At 60.7% G+C, this 19156-nt stretch carries 18 protein-coding genes; 9 read left to right on the top strand and 9 right to left on the bottom strand.

Features of this window, described 5'->3' with window-relative positions; genetic code table 11:
- Positions 1 to 384 precede the first annotated feature (384 nt).
- The 9 genes from rpmH (at position 385) to AS9A_RS21890 (ending at position 6792) form a co-directional block, all read left to right on the top strand.
- On the top strand, positions 385 to 528 hold the full coding sequence (gene rpmH / locus AS9A_RS23505) for a 50S ribosomal protein L34 (RefSeq protein WP_013809365.1): 144 nt from the start codon (positions 385 to 387) through the stop codon (positions 526 to 528).
- 24 nt (positions 529 to 552) lie between these two features.
- Positions 553 to 918, top strand: coding sequence for a ribonuclease P protein component (gene rnpA, locus AS9A_RS23500; RefSeq protein ID WP_083826636.1), 366 nt, complete (start codon positions 553 to 555; stop codon positions 916 to 918).
- Positions 919 to 947: 29 nt separating this feature from the next.
- On the top strand, positions 948 to 1253 hold the full coding sequence (yidD, locus tag AS9A_RS23495; protein ID WP_083826720.1) for a membrane protein insertion efficiency factor YidD: 306 nt from the start codon (positions 948 to 950) through the stop codon (positions 1251 to 1253).
- 4 nt (positions 1254 to 1257) lie between these two features.
- A complete protein-coding gene (gene yidC, locus AS9A_RS21915; RefSeq protein ID WP_013809363.1) occupies positions 1258 to 2358 on the top strand; it encodes a membrane protein insertase YidC in 1101 nt (366 codons plus the stop codon).
- Between the two features lie 115 nt (positions 2359 to 2473).
- On the top strand, positions 2474 to 2983 hold the full coding sequence (locus AS9A_RS21910) for a Jag family protein (protein WP_013809362.1): 510 nt from the start codon (positions 2474 to 2476) through the stop codon (positions 2981 to 2983).
- A 288-nt stretch (positions 2984 to 3271) separates the two neighbouring features.
- Complete coding sequence (gene rsmG, locus AS9A_RS21905; RefSeq protein WP_013809361.1) at positions 3272 to 3946, top strand: 16S rRNA (guanine(527)-N(7))-methyltransferase RsmG; 675 nt, start codon at positions 3272 to 3274, stop codon at positions 3944 to 3946.
- A 6-nt stretch (positions 3947 to 3952) separates the two neighbouring features.
- Entirely contained in the window at positions 3953 to 4954 is a 1002-nt protein-coding gene (locus tag AS9A_RS21900; protein WP_041451292.1) for a ParA family protein, read from the top strand.
- On the top strand, positions 4951 to 5991 hold the full coding sequence (locus tag AS9A_RS21895) for a ParB/RepB/Spo0J family partition protein (protein ID WP_013809359.1): 1041 nt from the start codon (positions 4951 to 4953) through the stop codon (positions 5989 to 5991). The genes AS9A_RS21900 and AS9A_RS21895 overlap by 4 nt, the downstream gene beginning before the upstream one ends.
- A 96-nt stretch (positions 5992 to 6087) precedes the next feature.
- On the top strand, positions 6088 to 6792 hold the full coding sequence (locus tag AS9A_RS21890) for a hypothetical protein (RefSeq protein ID WP_041451291.1): 705 nt from the start codon (positions 6088 to 6090) through the stop codon (positions 6790 to 6792).
- Between the two features lie 16 nt (positions 6793 to 6808).
- On the opposite strand, the gene AS9A_RS21885 is transcribed toward AS9A_RS21890, so the two are convergent.
- The 9 genes from AS9A_RS21885 to AS9A_RS23490 all read right to left on the bottom strand — a co-directional run bounded on the left by AS9A_RS21885 (position 6809) and on the right by AS9A_RS23490 (position 19148).
- Entirely contained in the window at positions 6809 to 7978 is a 1170-nt protein-coding gene (locus AS9A_RS21885) for an N-acetylmuramoyl-L-alanine amidase (protein ID WP_013809357.1), read from the bottom strand.
- 141 nt (positions 7979 to 8119) lie between these two features.
- Positions 8120 to 8440 (bottom strand): thioredoxin, encoded by a 321-nt coding sequence (trxA, locus tag AS9A_RS21880; RefSeq protein ID WP_013809356.1) that lies wholly within the window; start codon positions 8438 to 8440, stop codon positions 8120 to 8122.
- 52 nt (positions 8441 to 8492) lie between these two features.
- Positions 8493 to 9491: a thioredoxin-disulfide reductase gene (gene trxB, locus AS9A_RS21875; protein WP_013809355.1), complete on the bottom strand. Its 999-nt coding sequence runs from the start codon at positions 9489 to 9491 to the stop codon at positions 8493 to 8495.
- A gap of 143 nt (positions 9492 to 9634) precedes the next feature.
- A complete protein-coding gene (locus AS9A_RS22975; protein ID WP_013809354.1) occupies positions 9635 to 10360 on the bottom strand; it encodes a TetR/AcrR family transcriptional regulator in 726 nt (241 codons plus the stop codon).
- A gap of 82 nt (positions 10361 to 10442) precedes the next feature.
- Positions 10443 to 11180: a hypothetical protein gene (locus AS9A_RS21865; protein WP_013809353.1), complete on the bottom strand. Its 738-nt coding sequence runs from the start codon at positions 11178 to 11180 to the stop codon at positions 10443 to 10445.
- 70 nt (positions 11181 to 11250) lie between these two features.
- Positions 11251 to 11820 (bottom strand): RNA polymerase sigma factor SigM, encoded by a 570-nt coding sequence (sigM, locus tag AS9A_RS21860; protein ID WP_041451290.1) that lies wholly within the window; start codon positions 11818 to 11820, stop codon positions 11251 to 11253.
- 151 nt (positions 11821 to 11971) lie between these two features.
- The gene (murJ, locus tag AS9A_RS21855; RefSeq protein ID WP_013809351.1) at positions 11972 to 15835 is read right to left on the bottom strand and encodes a murein biosynthesis integral membrane protein MurJ; all 3864 of its coding nucleotides are present in this window, start codon (positions 15833 to 15835) and stop codon (positions 11972 to 11974) included.
- Complete coding sequence (locus AS9A_RS21850; RefSeq protein ID WP_148262531.1) at positions 15832 to 18276, bottom strand: DUF6049 family protein; 2445 nt, start codon at positions 18274 to 18276, stop codon at positions 15832 to 15834. Before AS9A_RS21850 ends, murJ begins: the two co-directional genes overlap by 4 nt.
- Positions 18273 to 19148 carry an NUDIX hydrolase gene (locus AS9A_RS23490; RefSeq protein WP_083826634.1) on the bottom strand — a complete coding sequence of 292 codons (876 nt, stop codon included), beginning with the start codon at positions 19146 to 19148 and terminating at the stop codon, positions 18273 to 18275. The genes AS9A_RS21850 and AS9A_RS23490 overlap by 4 nt, the downstream gene beginning before the upstream one ends.
- Between the last annotated feature and the right edge of the window lie 8 nt (positions 19149 to 19156).

Genomic DNA, 19156 nt, shown 5'->3' with positions numbered 1-19156 from the left:
AGGTGTGGAGAACTATGAACGAACCCCGACCCTACACGCAGTGAGCTATCTCGTGCGCAGTGAGGTTCGAGGTTTCGAATGTGTGCAGTTTTCGGGCCCGTTGGGTAGTGGTCACCTGCTGGACCACTGACCGCAATGAGCATGTGACCTGAGACGCTAACAACATCAAGCGCGCCGTTGCAACGTTTTGGAGATAGTTGCAGTTCAGCACCCGCAAGGCGCATGATTGCGGCGACGGTCTGACGTACGTGGTGCTTGCGCGGGTATGTCAGTGTGCACTCAGTTTGACCCCACGTGCTGGGGTGAGTACTCTCGTGCAGTCACCAAACGTTACAAGAGTAGATGCATCTTTCGATGCAATCATGATTATGAGGAGTGTTGACCGTGGCGAAGGGCAAGCGGACGTTCCAGCCGAATAACCGGCGTCGCGCGCGTGTTCACGGCTTCCGACTCCGGATGCGTACGCGTGCTGGCCGTTCCATTATTTCAGCTCGCCGCCGCAAGGGGCGCGCAGAGCTAGCGGTGTAACACAGATTCGCGAGTGGCTGCGAGGTGCTGCCGCCAGCAAATCGGCTACGGTCGCATCGTGAGTTTACTAAGACGGTTCGCGGCGGCGTAAAAGTTGGCCAGCGCGATATCGTGCTGTACATCTTGCGGAGCGGTGAAACCGAACTGGCACGCACCGGAGGACCACGATTTGGACTCATCGTGAGTAAGGCTGTTGGAAACGCAGTTGAGAGGCATCGCGTGTCGCGCGTTCTGCGGCACGCGATGAGTCGTGTTTGCGCAAACGTTGATTGGCGGGCTGACGTGGTGGTCCGTGCCCTCCCGCGCTCACGTAATTCTTCTTATTTCGAGATGGTTCACCAGCTCGAGCGGGGTTTGACCAGGGCTGATGTTTTAGCGGGTGCACGGTGACAGACCAGGATGATTCAGCGACCGTCGAGATGTCGCGGCATTTACGCAGTTATCCAGCTAAGGTTCTTCTGGGCTTAGTGAGTTTCTACCAGAAATGGGTCTCTCCGTACCGGCTACCGTCGTGCCGGTTCGCACCCACTTGCAGTGATTACGCAGTCGAAGCATTGCAGCAGCACGGGGCCTTCAAAGGCGGCGCGCTTGCAATGCTAAGGCTGCTGAAATGCGGGCCATGGCATCCGGGTGGCTGGGATCCGGTGCCCGAACGTAAGAACAATGACGATCCTTGCGTCAGTTGCGCTGCGGAGGCGAGTGACGAAGTGAAGAGGAGTGCCTAGACCAGTGCTCAATTTCATCTACTATCCAGTCTCCGGAATTCTCTGGTTCTGGCACAAGGTGTTTGGGTTCATTCCCGGCCTTGGTCCCGATAACGGGATTACATGGGCACTCTCGGTAATTTTCCTTGTCTTCACCATTCGTGCGCTTCTCTACAAGCCGTTCGTCAAACAGGTGCGGACGACGCGGAAGATGCAGGAACTCCAGCCACAAATTAAGGCGCTTCGAAAGAAGTACGGCAAGGACCGTCAGCGCATGGCGCTGGAAATGCAGAAATTGCAGAAGGAGCACGGCTTCAATCCGCTCCTTGGCTGTTTGCCAATGCTCGCCCAGGTGCCTGTGTTTATTGGTCTTTACCACGTTCTTATGTCTTTCAACAGGACCGGCGGCTACGGCCCGGGCCGCCTGCATCTCGATCCTGAGCTCAACGCGAATCTCGGCAACTATGTATTCAGCGTTGATGACGTGCGTTCATTCCTTGACGCAAGGCTCCTTGGTTCCCCGCTCTCGGCGGCCATCGCACATGGTGACGATGTATTCAGTGCGTTCGACGCATCAGCGCTGTCCTCGGCACCACCGAGCCGAGTCGCAATTGGTTTCATCGCCGTCCCGCTGATGATCATTGCGTCGATCATGACGCACTTGAATGCGAAGCATTCGGTCTCCAGACAATCCGCTGCCGTTGCTGATCAGCCTCAAACGGCGATCATGAACCGGCTCGCGCTCTATGTTTTCCCACTCGGTGTCTTGGTCGGTGGTCCTTTCCTTCCCGTGGCTATTCTCCTGTACTGGGTTGCGAACAACTCGTGGACCTACTTGCAGCAGAAGATCGTTTACAAGTCCATTGATGCTGAAGAGGAGCAGAAGCGACTCGATGTTATCGAACGTCGTGATAGCTATGCCCCGAAGCCTGGCGCAAAGCCGACGAGCGGAAAGAAAACCGCCGCGAGCCAAGATGACGACGTAGTTGACCCTGAAGATGCTTCGGGTGACGCCGACCCCTCCCCTACTGCGGACCGACGCAAACCTCAGGCCGGAGCACGGCCAAGTACTCCAAATCGGACACGCGGGTCGAAATCGAGGAAGAAAAAGCGCAGGGGTCGGTAGGCACGTTTTCTGAGGATTCAGCACGATCCGCAGAGTGCTTATTTCACAAGCAATTGGGTACTGATCGTTTTGTAGGTGGCGGGGAAGGCTCCGCTGTAAGTCAGGAGATGGCGACGTGACAAACGCCGAGTCAACGGTTACTAGCGATGCTGGTGACGATCTCGAGGAACGGTTAGTAGAAGAGGGTGAACTAGCCGGCGATTACTTGGAGCAACTGCTCGATATCCTTGATTACGATGGTGACATCGATCTGGATGTCGAAGGCGATCGGGCTATCGTGGCGATCGATGGCAGCGAAGACCTTACTAAACTGGTGGGACGACATGGTGAGGTCCTGGATGCGCTTCAGGAGCTGACGCGCCTGGCAGTACAACAGGGCACCGGTGTCCGCAGTCGCTTGATGCTTGATGTTGCGGGCTGGCGCGCGCAGCGTCGCAACGATCTGGCCGCTCATGGGGCGACAGTCGCCCAACGGGTTCTGAACACGGGCGTTCAAGAATCACTGAAGCCCATGACCCCCTTTGAACGGAAGATCGTGCACGATGCCGTCGCCGGTGTCGAGGGTGTTAGGAGTGAAAGCGAAGGCGAAGAGCCGAACAGGCGTGTCGTCGTTATGAAGGTCTAATTTCTCCCGACTTTTGACGTTGTTCCGAGGGGGTGCGGCTTTAAAGCCGCACCCCTTCTGGGTCTGTAGGCATAATCCGACAGCCCTCTGCCCGGTCCGTGCCTATTACGTCATGTGACGTAACCTTTCCGCTTGTCGCGAGTGCATGCTCTGGATTTGTCCACGTGGCTGAGCCAGTTTGGGTGGCTCTCCGGGAAGTAGTCTCGCGCGGCCCGCTACTGTGACCTAGACTGAATGCGGAACTACATACATGTAGTTCGTCCCTCAACACCACACTGGGCGTTTCACGTGAAACATATTCCGGATCACTTGCAGGCTGCGGTCACCGAAATCTTCGGTGACCGTATCGACAATGCGACGAAATACCACGATTACCTCGCAAGCGAAGGTGTGACGCGGGGAGTTATTGGCCCGCGTGAAACTGATCGCATATGGGATCGTCATATCCTCAATAGCGCTGCAATCGGTGAACTGATACCCGAGAACAGCAGCGTCGTTGATATCGGGAGCGGCGGTGGCTTGCCGGGCATCCCCTTGGCGATCGCCAGACCCGATCTTCAAGTCACGTTGGTCGAACCGATGCTTCGCCGCACGCAATTCCTACTGGACTTTCTCGAGACGGCTGAGCTCAATGTAGTGGTGGTACGTGGGCGTGCGGAGCAGAAAGAAGTAGTGACAGAGGTGGGGGGCGCAGACATCGTGACATCGCGTGCGGTTGCGCCGCTGCTGCAACTCATGCGCTGGTCACTTCCTCTCCTGCACGACGAGGGTGTTGCGCTCGCCGTGAAGGGGGAAAGCGCCCGCGAGGAAGTTGCGCGAGATATGAAGGGCCTCCCTGCGATCGGCGCCGGTGAAGTCGATGTGCTCCTGTGTGGTCAGGGCGTTCTGGAAGTGCCTACCACTGTGGTGCGTGTGAGGAAGAGCGGGCATCGAAAGCGTTCACTACGTCGGAAGGGAAACTAGTCCGTGATGCCAACCGAGACTGATGGCCCTGTTTCACGTGAAACCAGCGGCAGCCTCGACTATGCGACATTGCCGAACGCCAAAGCAGAAGGTGGCAGCGTGATCGACGACATTCTTGCCGACAGCCCCATTGCGGCCGCAGCCCAGCGCGCGACCCGTGTTCTTCATGGAGCGTACTCACAACTCCCCCGACCAGAACGACAGCGCATTCTCACAGTTGCGAACCAGAAGGGTGGCGTGGGGAAGACGACGACAACCGTGAATCTTGCTGCCGCGCTGTCCGTGCACGGACTCCGCGTCCTTGTCATAGATCTGGATCCACAAGGAAACGCGAGCACCGCGCTGGGTGTGGACCACCGAGCCGGCGTACCGTCCAGCTATGAAGTGCTGATCGGTGAACTAGCCCTCGGTGAAGCGGTTCAGTCGTGTCCACTGAACGACAATCTGTTTTGCGTCCCGGCTACGATCGACCTTGCGGGCGCTGAGATTGAACTGGTGTCGCTCGAGCAGCGCGAATCCCGGTTGAAGGCGGCACTCGTAGCGGACAGCATCCGTGAACTCGAATTGGACTACATCATTATTGATTGTCCACCTTCACTGGGTTTGCTCACGCTCAACGCTATGGTCGGCGCCACAGAGGTCGTCATTCCCATTCAGTGTGAGTACTACGCGCTGGAAGGCGTGGGTCAATTGCTTCGTAACATCGAACTTGTGAGCGCACACCTCAATACGGATCTACATATTTCAGCGATTCTATTGACGATGTACGACGCGCGCACGAAGCTGGCGGAGCAGGTAGCGACCGAGGTTAAGCAGCACTTCGGGGAGGTGGTGTTGCGAACGTCGATTCCGCGGAGCGTCAAGGTTTCAGAGGCGCCCGGATACGGGATGACTGTCATCGAATACGACCCTGGATCCCGTGGTGCGATGAGCTACCTCGATGCAGGTCGCGAGCTGGCCACCCGTGGTGTTCAGAAACCTACTCGAATGAACGGCGACGCCAAATGAACCAGAATCGCAACAGAGGTGGCCTAGGTCGCGGTCTCGCCGCACTCATACCCACTGGCCCGACCAATGCACCGCAGCTCGGAAACGCGGCGGCGGATGTGATTATCGGCGGCGAGCACCGGACAAGCGCACCGTCGAGGCCGGGCAGCGGCGAGTATGAGGCGTCCACAACCAGGGTCACCAGCGTTCCGAAGCCCACAGCCGCCGTTTCACGTGAAACACGCACAACCGAAATCGCGGCTGTCTATCGGGAACTCGATCCCAGGCTGATTGAGCCGAACCCGCGACAGCCGCGGCAGGTCTTCGATGATGAAGCCGAGCATGAACTCATCCATTCCATTCGGGAATTTGGGATGATGCAGCCCATCGTTGTGCGGGAAATCGGCGACCGGTACCAGCTGGTCATGGGCGAGCGACGCTGGCGGGCGTGTACTGCGCTGGGGATGGAGTCGGTCCCAGCGATCGTGCGTGCGACTACTGATGACGCGTTGTTGCGCGACGCGCTCCTAGAGAACATCCACCGGGTGCAGCTGAACCCACTTGAAGAAGCTGCTGCATACCAGCAGCTCCTGGAGGAATTCGGCGTCACACATGACGAACTTGCTGCGCGCATTGGACGGTCCCGACCCGTGGTGACGAACATGATCCGTCTGTTACGCCTCCCCATCGCAGTTCAGCGCAGGGTTGCCGCGGGAGTTCTCTCTGCGGGTCACGCACGCGCACTCCTGGGCCTCGACGGAGGAGCGGGGGCACAGGAGGAACTCGCCGCACGCATCGTGGCCGAAGGTATGTCCGTCCGTGCGACGGAAGAAGCGGTGACGCTGATGAACAGGCGCAACGGGACGCCCAATGCAGCGGCTGAGCGGCCTAAAGTGCAGCAGCCCCCAGAACTTGGTGATCTGGCCACCCAATTGTCCGACAACTTCGACACGAAGGTGACAGTCAGCCTTGGGAAACGTAAGGGCAAGATTGTGGTCGAGTTCGGTAATGTCGACGATCTGCAGCGCATAGTTTCGCTGATGCAATCGGAGAGCTGACAGCCCGGTATCCTTGGAGCGGGAGGGTGAATCTCCCCGTCGAGGCCGCACGGTATTCGGCGGTGTCGAGCGAGGACATGGAGGAAAGCGAGAGCTGTGTCCACACGGGTTGCGCCCCTGACGCTCGAGACTTTGAACCTACTCCCCCACCACACACGTCGTTGTGTGTTCTGGGAGATGGATCCGGGCGCGGTGATCGACACACAAGCCTTCTGCGACACCGAACTGGAGAAGGAAGCGTGGCTGTCCTCGGTCTTATTGAACTGGGGTTCCTGCGGCCAGTTGCTGTACCTCAATCAAGGGGAAGCAGCTCACCTTCCGAAGGTTTCGGGATGCGCTCTCTATGCCCCGCCGAGTGTGGTTCCACGCGCAGGGCTCTTCCCCACTTCCCCAGTAAGTGCCGACGCGATCCTGCTTACCACGCTCTATGTCGACGGGATCGCTGAAGCAGAAGGCTTCCATGAAGTTCTCATTCGCGGGGTACTCGACGACCTGATCAAGCGCGGCGTGCGCGCGATTGAAGCATTCGGTCACATCCGTGAGGGTGAGTGCACGTCGCACGCATACTCACTGGTTCACCGCAAGCCAGGTGACTGTACACCGGAAACGTGCATGATCTCCGCGGAGCGGCTATTGGACGCGGAGTTCAAGGTTGTTGCGCCACATCACTATTTCCCGCGCTTCCGGCTCGAGCTTGATCGTGATCACGGCTGGAAGGCTGACGTTGAAGCGGCGCTTATGCGCCTCCTGGAGAGCTCAACGCTGTCGATGGCGGGACCGCCACCACCGGGAACCGTTTAACTCGCGAGAATCGATCTCAGTCCCGTTTTCCCTCAACGGCGAGCTCGTGTGCAAGCAGTTCTGCAAAGGTAAACGTGCCGGTGGGCTGGTCATCTTTTCCAAGAAGGTAGAGACGCTTCACTGCCACCACGATGGACTCCGCGATTGTGTCGCGCATCGCGGGGTCCGCGAGCAGAGCCGTGTCGTCTTCATTCGTGATGTACCCCACGTCAAGCTGCACGGTAGGCATCTTGGTCATCCGCAGAATGTCCCAGGTGCGTCCATGTGAGCGGCAGTCGAGAAGCTGTGTACGAGCAACGATTTCACGCTGAAGGAACCCGGCGAGCACTGCACCGATCATCGATTCAGAGCCATCGGGCACACCGTAATGGAATGTCGCAACCCCCCGCGCTAGAGGTGATTCGCTATGTGCACACTGCAGCGAGATCATGAGATCAGCATTGAGGTTGTTGGCCATGGCTGCTCGGTCAGCGACGGAAGGATCCTTGTGGCGGGGACGCGACAGGAACGTTTCCATGCCGGTCGCCCCCATGCGCCCTTCAAGCCGATTCGCAAGGTCCCAGAGGATGTCCGCTTCGGAAACACTCCCGCGGGGGCCCCGCACGATGCGGCCTGTGTTTCGGCCACCGAGACCGGGATCGAGAATGATCCGTTTGTTTCGAAGTTGCGGACCCGATTGGCGGACAACCTCTTCGGCGAGAATCGCGTGGGGTGAGCCACCGGTCACTCGGGTGCCAAGCATTTCGAGGGAACGGAGGGTTTCGGGCCCGCATATCCCGTCCACAACAAGACCGAATTCGCGCTGATAGGAGCTGAGAGCGCGATGAAGTCCAGGGCCGAAATAGCCGTCGATAAGGCCGGTGTAGAAGCCGAGGTCCTGCAACCGGGTTTGAAGAGCAGCGACATCATCGCCGTATTGGGGAGCTGACACGTGATACGCGAGTATGCGCGCCCCTAGCCGGTAGCCGGCCTCCTGGAGGGCACGAGAAGTGGCTTTGCCAACGAGCCCGTCTACAAGAAGGCCACGTTCCTGCTGGAAGCCACGCACCGCCGAATCCATTGCTGAATCGAAGACGGTACGGGCTTCAGCGAGGTCATCGTCGTCGTGGAGGAAGCCGAGGCTGATCAGTTTTGCCCGCACCTCGGCGACATCTGGACCAGAGTCTCCGAGCTGTAGAAATGGCATCCTGCGGGCCTCACTCTCGAGATCGGGTCTGGCTTTCAAGCGGGAATGACGTACGAACGAACAATCAAACTTCTGCTTGTGAGCCAGCGATCGGTCAGCAGCATCCCCATCTTAATGGGTATACGCCCGCAACCGTGACCTCTAGAGGAGGTCTTCGATTTCTTTGAGCAGAGCGGCCTTCGACTTTGCTCCGACGATCTGCTTCACCGGCTCGCCATCCTTGAAAAGGATCATCGTCGGGATCGACAGAATCTGAAAATCGCGCGGTACGCCGGGGTTCGCGTCGATGTCGAGCTTTGCGATAGTCAGCGTCTCAGCCTTCTCGTTCGAGATCTCTTCGAGCACCGGCGCGACCATACGGCATGGTCCGCACCACGTCGCCCAGAAGTCAACGAGCACAGGTTTCTCACTCTGAAGGACATCACTGGCGAACGTTGAGTCAGTGACGTTGATTGTGGACATTTTCCGGTTCTCCCTCGGAATTCGGATGGCAGGCTTGTGTAGGCGGCGGTGGCTAGGTGAGGGCCATGGCGGGATCCGCGGCCGCGGAACTCGCAGCATGCTCAGCGAGCCAGCGCTCGGCGTCAATCGCGGCAGCACAGCCAGTGCCCGCCGCAGTGATCGCCTGGCGGTAGGTGCGGTCCACGAGGTCGCCGGCAGCGAAGACTCCAGGCAGTGAGGCATGCGTCGTGGGTGTCTTCACAAGAACGTAGCCGTCTTCATCAACGTCGAGCTGATCGCGCACCAGTTCGCTGCGCGGATCGTGTCCAACCGCCACAAACATCCCAGTAACAGCAAGCTCACGTGATTCGCCTGTGACTGTGTCGGAGAGACGCAGCCCGGTGACGCTGTTATCGCCGAGCACCTCCTCGACCTTGGCGTTGGTAATGAAGGTGATCTTCTCGTTCGCCTTCGCCCGCTCGAGCATGATTCGGGACGCCCGGAACTCCTCGCGACGGTGGACAATCGTCACGCTGCGCGCAAATCGCGTCAGGAAGGTGGCCTCTTCCATCGCTGAATCCCCGCCGCCGATAATCGCGATGTCCTGGTCGCGGAAGAAGAAGCCATCGCATGTCGCACACGAACTGACACCGCGGCCGAGGAGACGTTCTTCGCCAGCTACACCGAGATAACGCGCGGCCGCACCCATCGCAAGGATGACGGCGCGTGCACGATAGTCGACCCCACCGGCGCTGACTATCTTCACGTCTCCGTCGAGCGTCACCGATTCGACGTCTTCCGTGCGAATATCAGTACCGAAGCGGAGTGCTTGTTCACGCATCTCGTCCATCAAAGCGGGACCCATGATGCCCTCACGGAAGCCGGGGAAGTTCTCGACCTCGGTGGTGGTCATGAGGGCGCCACCAAATTGAGTGCCCTCGAACATCAGGGGGTTCAGCTGCGCGCGTGCGGCGTAGACAGCAGCTGTGTATCCCGCTGGTCCTGACCCAATAATGATGACGTCATGCACGTCAGCAGATTCATTGCTGGTGCTGCGCTGGGCGGTAGTCATACAGGCCTTCCGGTCATTGCGATTCGCTCGTTATCGTGCTTCGCACTCGTAACGTGGTCAACAACAGGGTAGTCCGCGATGTTCCCGTAGGCGCGTTGTGGCACCTCAAACTGAGGGAACCGTGAAGGCGGAATGGTAGATACTTAGTGCGGTGCGATTTCTTCGGCAATTCCAGAGATCATTATTCGCAGCTTGCTTTCCAGCCACTCGTGCGGTTCTACCCCGATAGCCGCACGCCCCGCAGCGATAATCTCACTAAGCGACGGTTCCTCTGGATCGGCCGGATCAGACCAGTCTTCGGCCAATTTGTCACGTGACGGCATTGATTGCGACGGCACCCTGCCGTCGAGTTGCTCAGTTTTTCGTACATGGTCAACGACGAGGTCGGTGACGAATTCCATGGCAAGTACCGCCTTGTTCGGCTCGAACCCCAACGCCACCAAGCCAGCCATCATTTCAGCGCCACGCCTGAGCACCTGGTGAGTGAATGTCCCCCCCGCCAGTTCTGTCGCTATGCCTGGGTAGCGATCGAGCATCCCAGTCAGTGCGGCGGCTGTGTCCCAGAGGAACTGCCGCCAGTCTGCGGTACTGGGTTCGGGAAAGTCCGTGCGCTGGATCGCAAGATCAATAGCTTGCCGCACGAGATCATCACGGCTGACGACATAGCGGTAGAGGGTTGCGTGGTTGACGCCCAGTCGGCTTGCTACGGAAGTCATCGTGATGGTTGCCACGCCCATCTCCAGCGCGGTCTCGCAAATCTGTTCCCCGGTGACGATCGCGGGTCGCCCGCGCTTCCGCTTGACCGGCGCGGGTGAATCGTCCGAGCTGGTCTCAGAAAGGGCGGACTCCAAGTCGTCTGAACGTGTCACAAATTACACGTTACAGGTTTCGGACAGGACCTGACTAATTTCAATTATCATATTTTCGCACGTCACGGCTAACAACCTGTAGCTATGACCCAAGCACAGTGCGACTTATGAGTGCCGGATTACCGGCACCGCAACTTGGGCGGACTGTCAGCGCAATAACTCGAGCCGAGTGGGTTTCCGGCAACAGCAGGCGCACCGCCTGTTCACCGCTCACAATTTCTACGCTCGAGCCGAGCAGGGGCGTATCCCCCGAGAAGCCGTGCTCGCCCAGACACGCTGCAAGCGCGGAGCCACTGAGCAGACCGGTCTCCGCGCGCGAACCAATCGCCGAGAGTGGGCCGGTGCTCGCGGCGTCGGTCCCCTGATGCGATGGCTGCGCACTGAACGCAGGCGACTCAGATGGCGGCGCATCGAGAACAGCCGCCCCGGCAAAGACCGCAATGCCGGCTGCCGCGGTCCCGGCGAGGACCGCGACAACTGGACGGGTCCAGCGACGAGTGCGAAGCAGCGGGGCCACATTCTCAGGTGACGATTCCGCCGTTGCCCGTTCGATCGCCGCGGTGAGCCGGGCGGAAATGTCTGCAGGAATGTCCTCACATGCGCCCGTCGGGTTTCGCAACTGCGAGAGTTCACTACGGACAGTGCGAAGCGCGGAGAGCACCGGGGCCGCGTACGGATCTGCCTGAATGTGCGCCCGCATGTGCGATGCCACCGCATCTGGATACACGCCAGAGTCGAGATCGGCGAGGACCTCTCGACTGAAAGGGGGTTCGGGCACAACGGTAGGTACGTTGTGAGACAGGTGCGCGTCCTCCGGCATGACGTCCTCCTTCCCAGGCCTGTTCTTGTGCTCCCCTACCCCGGGAACAATTTCTCTACGTGGTGGCACATCAGGGATAGACGCTCCGGTCAATCGTCTGGTTCCCTTCCACTCGCAAATAGTTCAACGACTCTGCGAGCTTCAGCCGCGCGCGAGCACATCGGCTCTTGATGGTTCCGGTGGGAACGCCCAAACGCTCGGCGGCTTCGGCTACAGAGAGGCCCTCAACATCGACCGCGACGACAGCTGCGCGCTGCTCACGCGGCAACTGGAACAGCGCACGTTCGACATCGAGAGTGAACTCGAGCTCCCCGATAGGATCGTCCCGCCGGCGGATATGCGCAGACAGCTCCTCGTCGAGTGGCACTGTAGCTCGCACACGATTCCGGCGAATCCGGTCGAGACATGCGTTGACCACGATGCGGTGCAGCCAGCTCAGCACTGCGGCATCGGCCCGAAAAGACCCGGCCATGCGGTGCGCTGACAGAAGCGCATCCTGAAGCGCGTCGGCAGCGTCATCGACGCTATAACTTGTTCGTTTTGCTACCCGCCACAAGTAGTTGCGATGCCTCTGGACGAGTTCGGTGAAGGCCCGCGAGTCCCCCGACACATGCGCGGCCAACAATTCCGAGTCCGACATCTCCCCTGCGGCGACCCCCCATGTGTGTCGCACCACGGAAGAATAACCCGGAGTGATTCAGAATACGAATCAAACGGACAGAAGCTACAACCTACGCAGTTCGGACTTCCGAGGGAATGCTCGCTAGGAAGCAGCCCCCCAGAAGTGAATCTCACCGCCGGGCAGTGAATCTCAGTTCGTTGATGCTCGACTGCATGCGGCCCTCAGCCTCACTCAACTCATCAATCCAGATCAGGATGTACTGGCTTGCGGGCGCCGCACCCATTTGAATCTGCGTGACCTCGTCCTCCAGGACTGTGGTCGCAACGACGTCCGTGGAGTCAAAATCAGGATCGGTGCTGTCTGCTGTGCGAATTTCGACATTCGACCCGGGACGGTCCGTCCGAACCTCGACTTGTGATAGCTCGAAAGCATCATCAAACGCGACGATAAGGCCCACGCCGCTCTTGAAGGCCGGGAACTGCTGAAAGTACTGCGATGTCGTCCACGCGGTGTCCGGGTCGCCATCGATGGCAAGTTCAGCCAGTCCAGGGTTGTCAGCCTGCTGCTGCGGTGAGTAGACAGTGACGCTGGACGGGAAGACGGAAAACGTGACTTGCCGCGTATTGCCTTGATCCCCGGGAGCTTGCTCCTCTGCCGTGAACCCGAGTGGCTGACGCGAAACCGGCGTGTTTGTGCCCGACCCCATCAGCAACTGAGTGAGCTGCGTTATCGCGATCGTCAGAATTAGCACGGTAGCGATCGCGAGCAGGGTGAGAACCGCGACCACCCGGATTGACCGGCTACGCCGCTCCTCCGGCGTCATGAGGACCGCCTGCGGCTTGATACGAACGGCTCGGGGACGCACCTTGGCTTGCGAGGCGCGAATCACCGGGATCATGTCGGTAGCCTGGTCGGCCATCGTCGCCTGATCCAGAATCTGCTGAACGGTGGCCGCGGTCCGGATTCCGCTGCTCGGCTGGAGTGCACGGAGAGCGACAGCGGAGATTTCGTAGGGCACCTCGGGCCGTATACGTCGCGGATCAACGGGCGATCCGTCCTCGGCGAAATCAGCCGCTGGCAGGCCACCGACACTTGTGCCGGGCTTGGCGAACGCCGCGCCGGTGTGGCGCCGCTGGGTATGCGTGGCGACGAGCGCGGGGCCCAGCTCGGCGAGCGGCCAGTGGCCGGTAACAAGCGTGTAGAGCGCCGCGCCAAGGCCGTGTACGTCGGAGGACTGGTCTGCGTCCGCGGCCGTACCGGGGAAGGCGAGTACAGCATCCCCGGAAGAGTTGATCCTAATCCGGTCCGGGTGGTCGATGGACAGCGCGGTACCCGTCCGGTGGGCAGCCTCAGCAGCGCCCGCCAGTGTCCGCACAGCCCGCGCCGCGCCTGCGGGCGAAGGATTGGTCCGGGCAATATCACCCAGGGACTGGCCTGGCGTCCACTCAGAAATCACGATGCCACCGGCGCGGCCCTTCACTACGTCGAGGACACGGGCCAGGCCGGGCGAATCGATCCGTGCAAGCCGCAGCGTCCGCGCGAGCAGCGCATCATGCCGCTCGCCGGATGGGCTGCCCTCTGCTGTCGCCGCCGTGACAAAGGTCAGCGCCACATCGCGCTCGAGTTTCAGGTCCCAGGCTTGCCAGAATCGGAGACCCCGTGCGCGGCCGTGCTCCTCGACCAGGCGGTAACGCCCACCTGCGACGATGGTTCCGGGCATCAGTCGTGGCCGACGGGTGCCGTGAGCACCGTTCTGGGCGTCGCGGTTTTCGCCCGATTCCTCTGGATGCCCGGCACTTTCCTGAGCACGGGACTCGCCCGAGTGGTTATCACCCTCGTTATCTGGCGCTGGTGTGTTCTCCAGCTCTGTCAGGGCGTCAGTTGAGTCCTTCATGTTCATTCCTTCAGCCACACGGGGTGACACATTGGCACGGTTTGCGGCGTCGCTTTGTTCGCTTGACTGAGTCTCTTCCGGCCCAGCGTACGGCAGGTTGCGACCGGAATCAGCGTGCTGTTGCGGAGCGTCACGCGTTTCCTTGCTTGTAGACCCTCCTGTGGCGGTCATCACAGGCTTTCGACGGACTTTTCCAGCAATACGGCCCACCAGGCTCCACACGAGGCGCACCTCGGGAACTCCGAGTTTCAGCAGGATGACGTACGTGATGCCAAAGATAATCACGGCCGAGTAGACGACGCTGACGAGGTCACCCGCCCTGCCCCATGACTCGGTCACACTAGGAAGGCCGAATAGCAGCGAGGAGAACAGCATTACTACTGCACCGACCAGCGATGCGCTGAACACGACGAACATAGAACTGAACGTGTAGCGCAATCGGAGCGGGCCTAGGCTGCGGCGCAGCAAGGCTGCTCCCACCACCGCTCCCGCAAGAAAGCCAGCGCCGTTGGCGAAGTGCAGCAGTGCAACGACTTGCGTCGGGTCATTGGCGACCGTTGGGGCCAGCAACGACAGGATGACCTTCACGACTGTGATGCCCACGATGATGAAGTTGGGAATCCATGCTTCATGCCGCGCGTAGAAGACTCGAAGATGAAGGAGTACGAGGGCATACGGGACGAGTGTGAACGCCGAAATAGCCAGCGTTTGGCCGAGTACCGTCGCGTCGTCGTACGAGAAGTTGCCACCCGTAAAGAGGAGTCGACCGATCGGAATGCCGCTGACGGTCAGGAACATGATGACCGGTATGAGGGCCACCATTGTGATCCGCGTGGCGGTCGTCAGATCATCGATAACGGCTTTGTTGTCCCCTGCAGCAGCGTTCCGGCTCATCCGCGGCATGATGGCCGTAAGCACCGCTACCCCAAGGACACCGTATGGGACCTGCAGCAGGAGCCACACTGTCGTGTAGATCAGTGCCGCACCCTCAGCGGAACCCGACGCGACGTTCATCGTGACGAAGAGTCCTACCTGGCTGATCGCGACGTAGACGACGATCGCGAGCGCCATACCGCCGAATTTCTTCAGACGGTCGTCTAGACCCCAGAGGGGCCGCAGCGGGACGTTCGCCTTGCGCAGGAACGGAATCAGAACGAGGACCTGCGCGATTACGCCTAGCGTGGTCCCGACACCCAGGAATGCGATCTCGCCTACGGACAGTTCAGCGGGGTCGTTCCAGATGATGTAGTACCCACCGAGCGTTGCGATTGCAATGATGTTGTTCACGACCGGCGCCCAAGCGCCGGGCCCGAAGATCCCCCGCGTGTTGAGGACAGCCGCGAAGACTGCCGTGAGGCCGTAGAACAAGATCTGCGGCAGCAACAGATACGCGAACGCTGTCGCCATGCTCTTGTCGACCACAGATTCGGTCTTGTTCAGAATCAGTGTCACAAGTAGTGGAGCGCATAATGTCGCAACGACTGTTGCTCCAACAAGGAGTGTTCCTGCCAGCGTGATCAGCTGGCGGGTGAACCTCTCGCCCCCGTCAGGGTCTTCGCGTTCCGCACGAACAAGCACCGGAACGACGATGGCCGCAAGTACGGCACCGAGGACGAGTTCGGCCACCATGTTCGGTAGCTGGTTGGCGACACTGAACGCATCGCCCACGAACTTGCCGAGAACCATGACGAGCAGCAAGGTCCGCAGGAATCCGGTGAGGCGGCTGATTAGCGTGGGGAGCGCCATTGAGCCTGTCGAGCGCATCAAGCTGCGGTCAGCTTCACCGTGCTTGTTCACCTGAACAGCGGCGGGTGGCGCGCCGGCAGGCGAATCGGGCGGCTGTCCCGGCAGTGCGATGGGCGTGGATTGACCAGCAGATTCAGTGGCAATCCGGTGACCGGGCAGGGGTTCGGACGGGCTATCGGGCATGTCCGCGAGCGGGGAGGTTTCCGATGGCCGACTCTGGCTGGTCTTCGGGCGAACCCCTTGCCGCGCTCTTGGAGACCGGTACATCGAAGCCGGATAGCGTTCCCACGGCGGTCTGAGGCCGTGGTGCGGCGACGCGGGCTCAGCGGCGTCCGAACTGGTCGTGCCTTCACTACTTGAGGGCAGACCGTCGGGTGTTGTGCCGTCTGTCATGGGCGTTCGTGACCTTCATCTGCAGGATCGGGCTGTCCACGGAAGCGGTGCCAAAGTCGACGGCCGGCGAGTGCCAGCAACAACGCACCCGCGCAGGCGGTCAGGATCGTCATTATCTGTCCGTACGCGGTGGAGCGTACCGAGATCCGGATGGCTTCCCCGAGCACATGGTGGTCAGGTGTGGTGAGTTGAATATCCACCGCGAATTGTCGCGTGTGGCTCACCTCTGTGGGAATGGAGAGCTGTCTGTGGCTTCTCGGTGGCAACTGTTCGACCCCGAGGTCCGCGATCTCGATGCCTGGCGGCGCCGATACTTGCAATCGCACCTGCACGGGTACAGGAAGATCGTTTCGCGCAACGAGGAGCAGTGGGCTCTGGCCTGACGCCAGTGTGTACACGCCACCAGGGTTGAGCACCGTCACCTGAGTGTGGAGGAAGTTAAGTGTGTTTTGCACTGTGTCGAGGCGCAACCGTGCCGCAGCGTCAGCGGAGCTGTGATCGGTTCCGCCCGCTGGCGTGATCACACGGCGATCGGCCGAGGTGAGGGCGCGCAAGAGGTCTCCCCACAACGGGGCGAGAAAAGCGTCGGGAGTGAGTGGCAGGTTCGGATCGGTGACCAGCGCAGAGCGCAGCTGCTCCAGCTCTCGAGCCGTAACACTGAGCGGCTCGAGTACGTCGTCCGACACCCGGTCGCTGTCATTCTGCTGGGGGTACTGAACGATTCCTTCTGGATGATTATTGCGCGCGGCCGCCGCCGTGACGCCGTCCAGTGGCGCCGGGACTATCAGACCTGCGCTGAACAGCTGGGTCACGGTCTGCAGTATCGCCGAGCCCTCAGCGATGTCTATCCGCCAGTTCTGCGGAGGCACAACCATCAGCGACTGGGGTCCGGGTCCATCGGGTCCATTTCCGTTCGCCGCGAGCGCCGGCCACACCAGTGCTCCGAGCGCGTCGTGCATCCGCTGCAATCGGGGTGCCTGCGCGGCATCTCGAGAGCCCCCCGAAACGTACGACGGGACCTGAGGGGACCCGCCCACAGCCGCCAAGGCGCCGGCTGTTGCCGGATCGAACAACGTCGCGGTCAGTGCTCGATCAGGATTCGCTGCATCCGGCAGGCTCACGCGCGCGAAGCTGTTCCGTACCTGGTCAGCGCTGTCTAGCGCTACCTGGTTGGACGCGACCAACGCGGTGCCTCCGGTGGTGTCCGCGAGCATGCCCGCGCTCTGCTCGCTGAGCAGCCCGGACTCGGGCAGGGTGACCGCTCGAACCGGCTCCGTACCAAGAACCGCAGCGAGGATGTCGCTAGGCGTCACGAGAGCACGTGCGGTGAAGTCGCTGTTGCCGAGACGAGCTAGCGCCTCGAGGTCAACCTGCCCATACGGTAGTGCCACCGTACATACGTCTTCACTGAGCTGACGCAGACGAGCAAGCCACTCCGATGCGGCGGCAGCGCCGGCACCTGGGCGGGTGACTCCGGTGGGATCTGCTGGGTCTACGGCAACTTGATATCCCGGCTGCATTGCGTCGACAGCGATAAGAAGATCGGGGTCGATCGCGAGGCAGACAGACTCCGCGAGCTGCGCGGCGGATTCGCCATTGCGGCCAATCGCATCCTCGAGTGCAGTAAGCGCTTCGTCTAAGTGTCCCCCTGCGCTCAGGGAGCCTGCGAGGGAATCGTCGAGGAGGCGCAGGTTTCGGCCGTCGCCCGTACCGCCGGGCGCGATTTTCGGAGTTTCTGCCAGTGGCCACAGCAAGGTGATCGGAAGGGGGCGTCTGACCGTCGGCATCACGGGGGCGTCTGACACAGCACCGTTGGCACTATCCGATTCTGGCGCTTCACTCACTGAACGGGGCAAACCGATAACCGGGAGCAGGAACCTCGCGGTGTCGGAACGAAGTCCGACTCCCCCACTCGTTGTGGCTGTCGTGCTGACGAGCAGCGGATACACGCCAGGTGCGGGGATGTGCAGCGCATTCCCGGTTTCCGATCTGTAGGGAAACGTGATCGTGAAACGCGCCGATTCCCCTGGATCGATTGAAGCGCCCACCGGGACCGTGGGCGTGATGATGCGATAATCAGCCTCAGTCAGTTCTCCCGTCCTGCGGAGGCCTTCACTCTCGTTCACCGCCGCGGCTCGCTGCAAGCGAACGGCCGCGTCCGAAATCGTACTGCCGCTGTTGTTGGTGATCGTTCCGGTAACAACCAGGGTGGGCGATGAGTTGGGGGTCACAACTGGCGGCGCTACCGAATCGATTGCGACGGTGAGGGGGTCAGCCGCGGTGCGCGCGTCGTCTGCACCTGGTTGCCCGAATGCCGACCCCGACGTGACGGTGAGTATCAGTCCCAGCGCCAGCAGAAAGGCACAGCCCGCCCGTCCCATGCTTCTCCAGGAACTGGCCTTGCGAAGGTCGCCGGGCCGTGGTGTCTGCAACGAGGTCATATTTGGGGCTTGTCCAGTGACTCCGAAGGTTCTGGATCGTTCTGGTGCCGCTGACCCTGGAGCTGTGGCGTAGCGCCTTCATCGCTCATACCCTCGTGGTCCGGCTTCGCGGCACTCGCCGCGTCTGCGGCTAGGTTCCTCAGTCCGTCGAGAGAAGACGCCATACTTGCAATTAACTCCGCGGCCATGCGCGCCAGTTTCCGCTCATCCGCGTAGGCAAGGCGCGAATCGAGTTCAGAAAGCGGAACCCATGCGACTTCTGATACTTCCAGATCTGCGTCGGACAGCTCGCCTCCAAGGAACCGCATCAGATAGTGGTGAACTGTTTTGTGGACTCTGCGTCCTTCAGTTACAAACCAGTAGTCGATACTGCCCAGCGACGCGAGAATCCTTCCCTGGATGCCAGTTTCCTCGGCCACCTCGCGCATCGCGGTCTGCTCAGCTGTTTCGCCCCGCTCGATGTGCCCCTTTGGCAACGACCAAAGGAGTCGGCCACGCCGGTCGAGCCGCCCGATCAGCGCAGCACGGAGCTTGTCGCGGCCACCATCCCATCCCGTGATGACGAGCCCTCCCGCCGATGTTTCGCGGACGGTCCGCAGCCGACGGCCCCGGTGCCCGCGGTGACCGGACGAACTGCCGTTTTTCGGCTTCGGGCGCGGCTTGCCGGATGGAGTCGCTTCGTGCTCGCTGGAAGACTGCTGCCCACTGGTCGTGTGGACGTTCGCCTCTGTGTCACTGGTGCCGGAATCAGTACCGCTGTGGGGCGTTGTGCCGGGAGAATCGTGCGTAGCGTGGCGCTGGCCCCGACCGCCGCGGCGCCGTGGGCGGCGTCTGCGGTGCCTCGGGTGCGCTGCACGATCATCAGGGGACACTTTGACAT

This window comes from Hoyosella subflava DQS3-9A1 (assembly GCF_000214175.1).
Classification (GTDB): Bacteria; Actinomycetota; Actinomycetes; order Mycobacteriales; family Mycobacteriaceae; genus Hoyosella; species Hoyosella subflava.
This window is presented reverse-complemented; position numbering and strand designations above follow the sequence as displayed.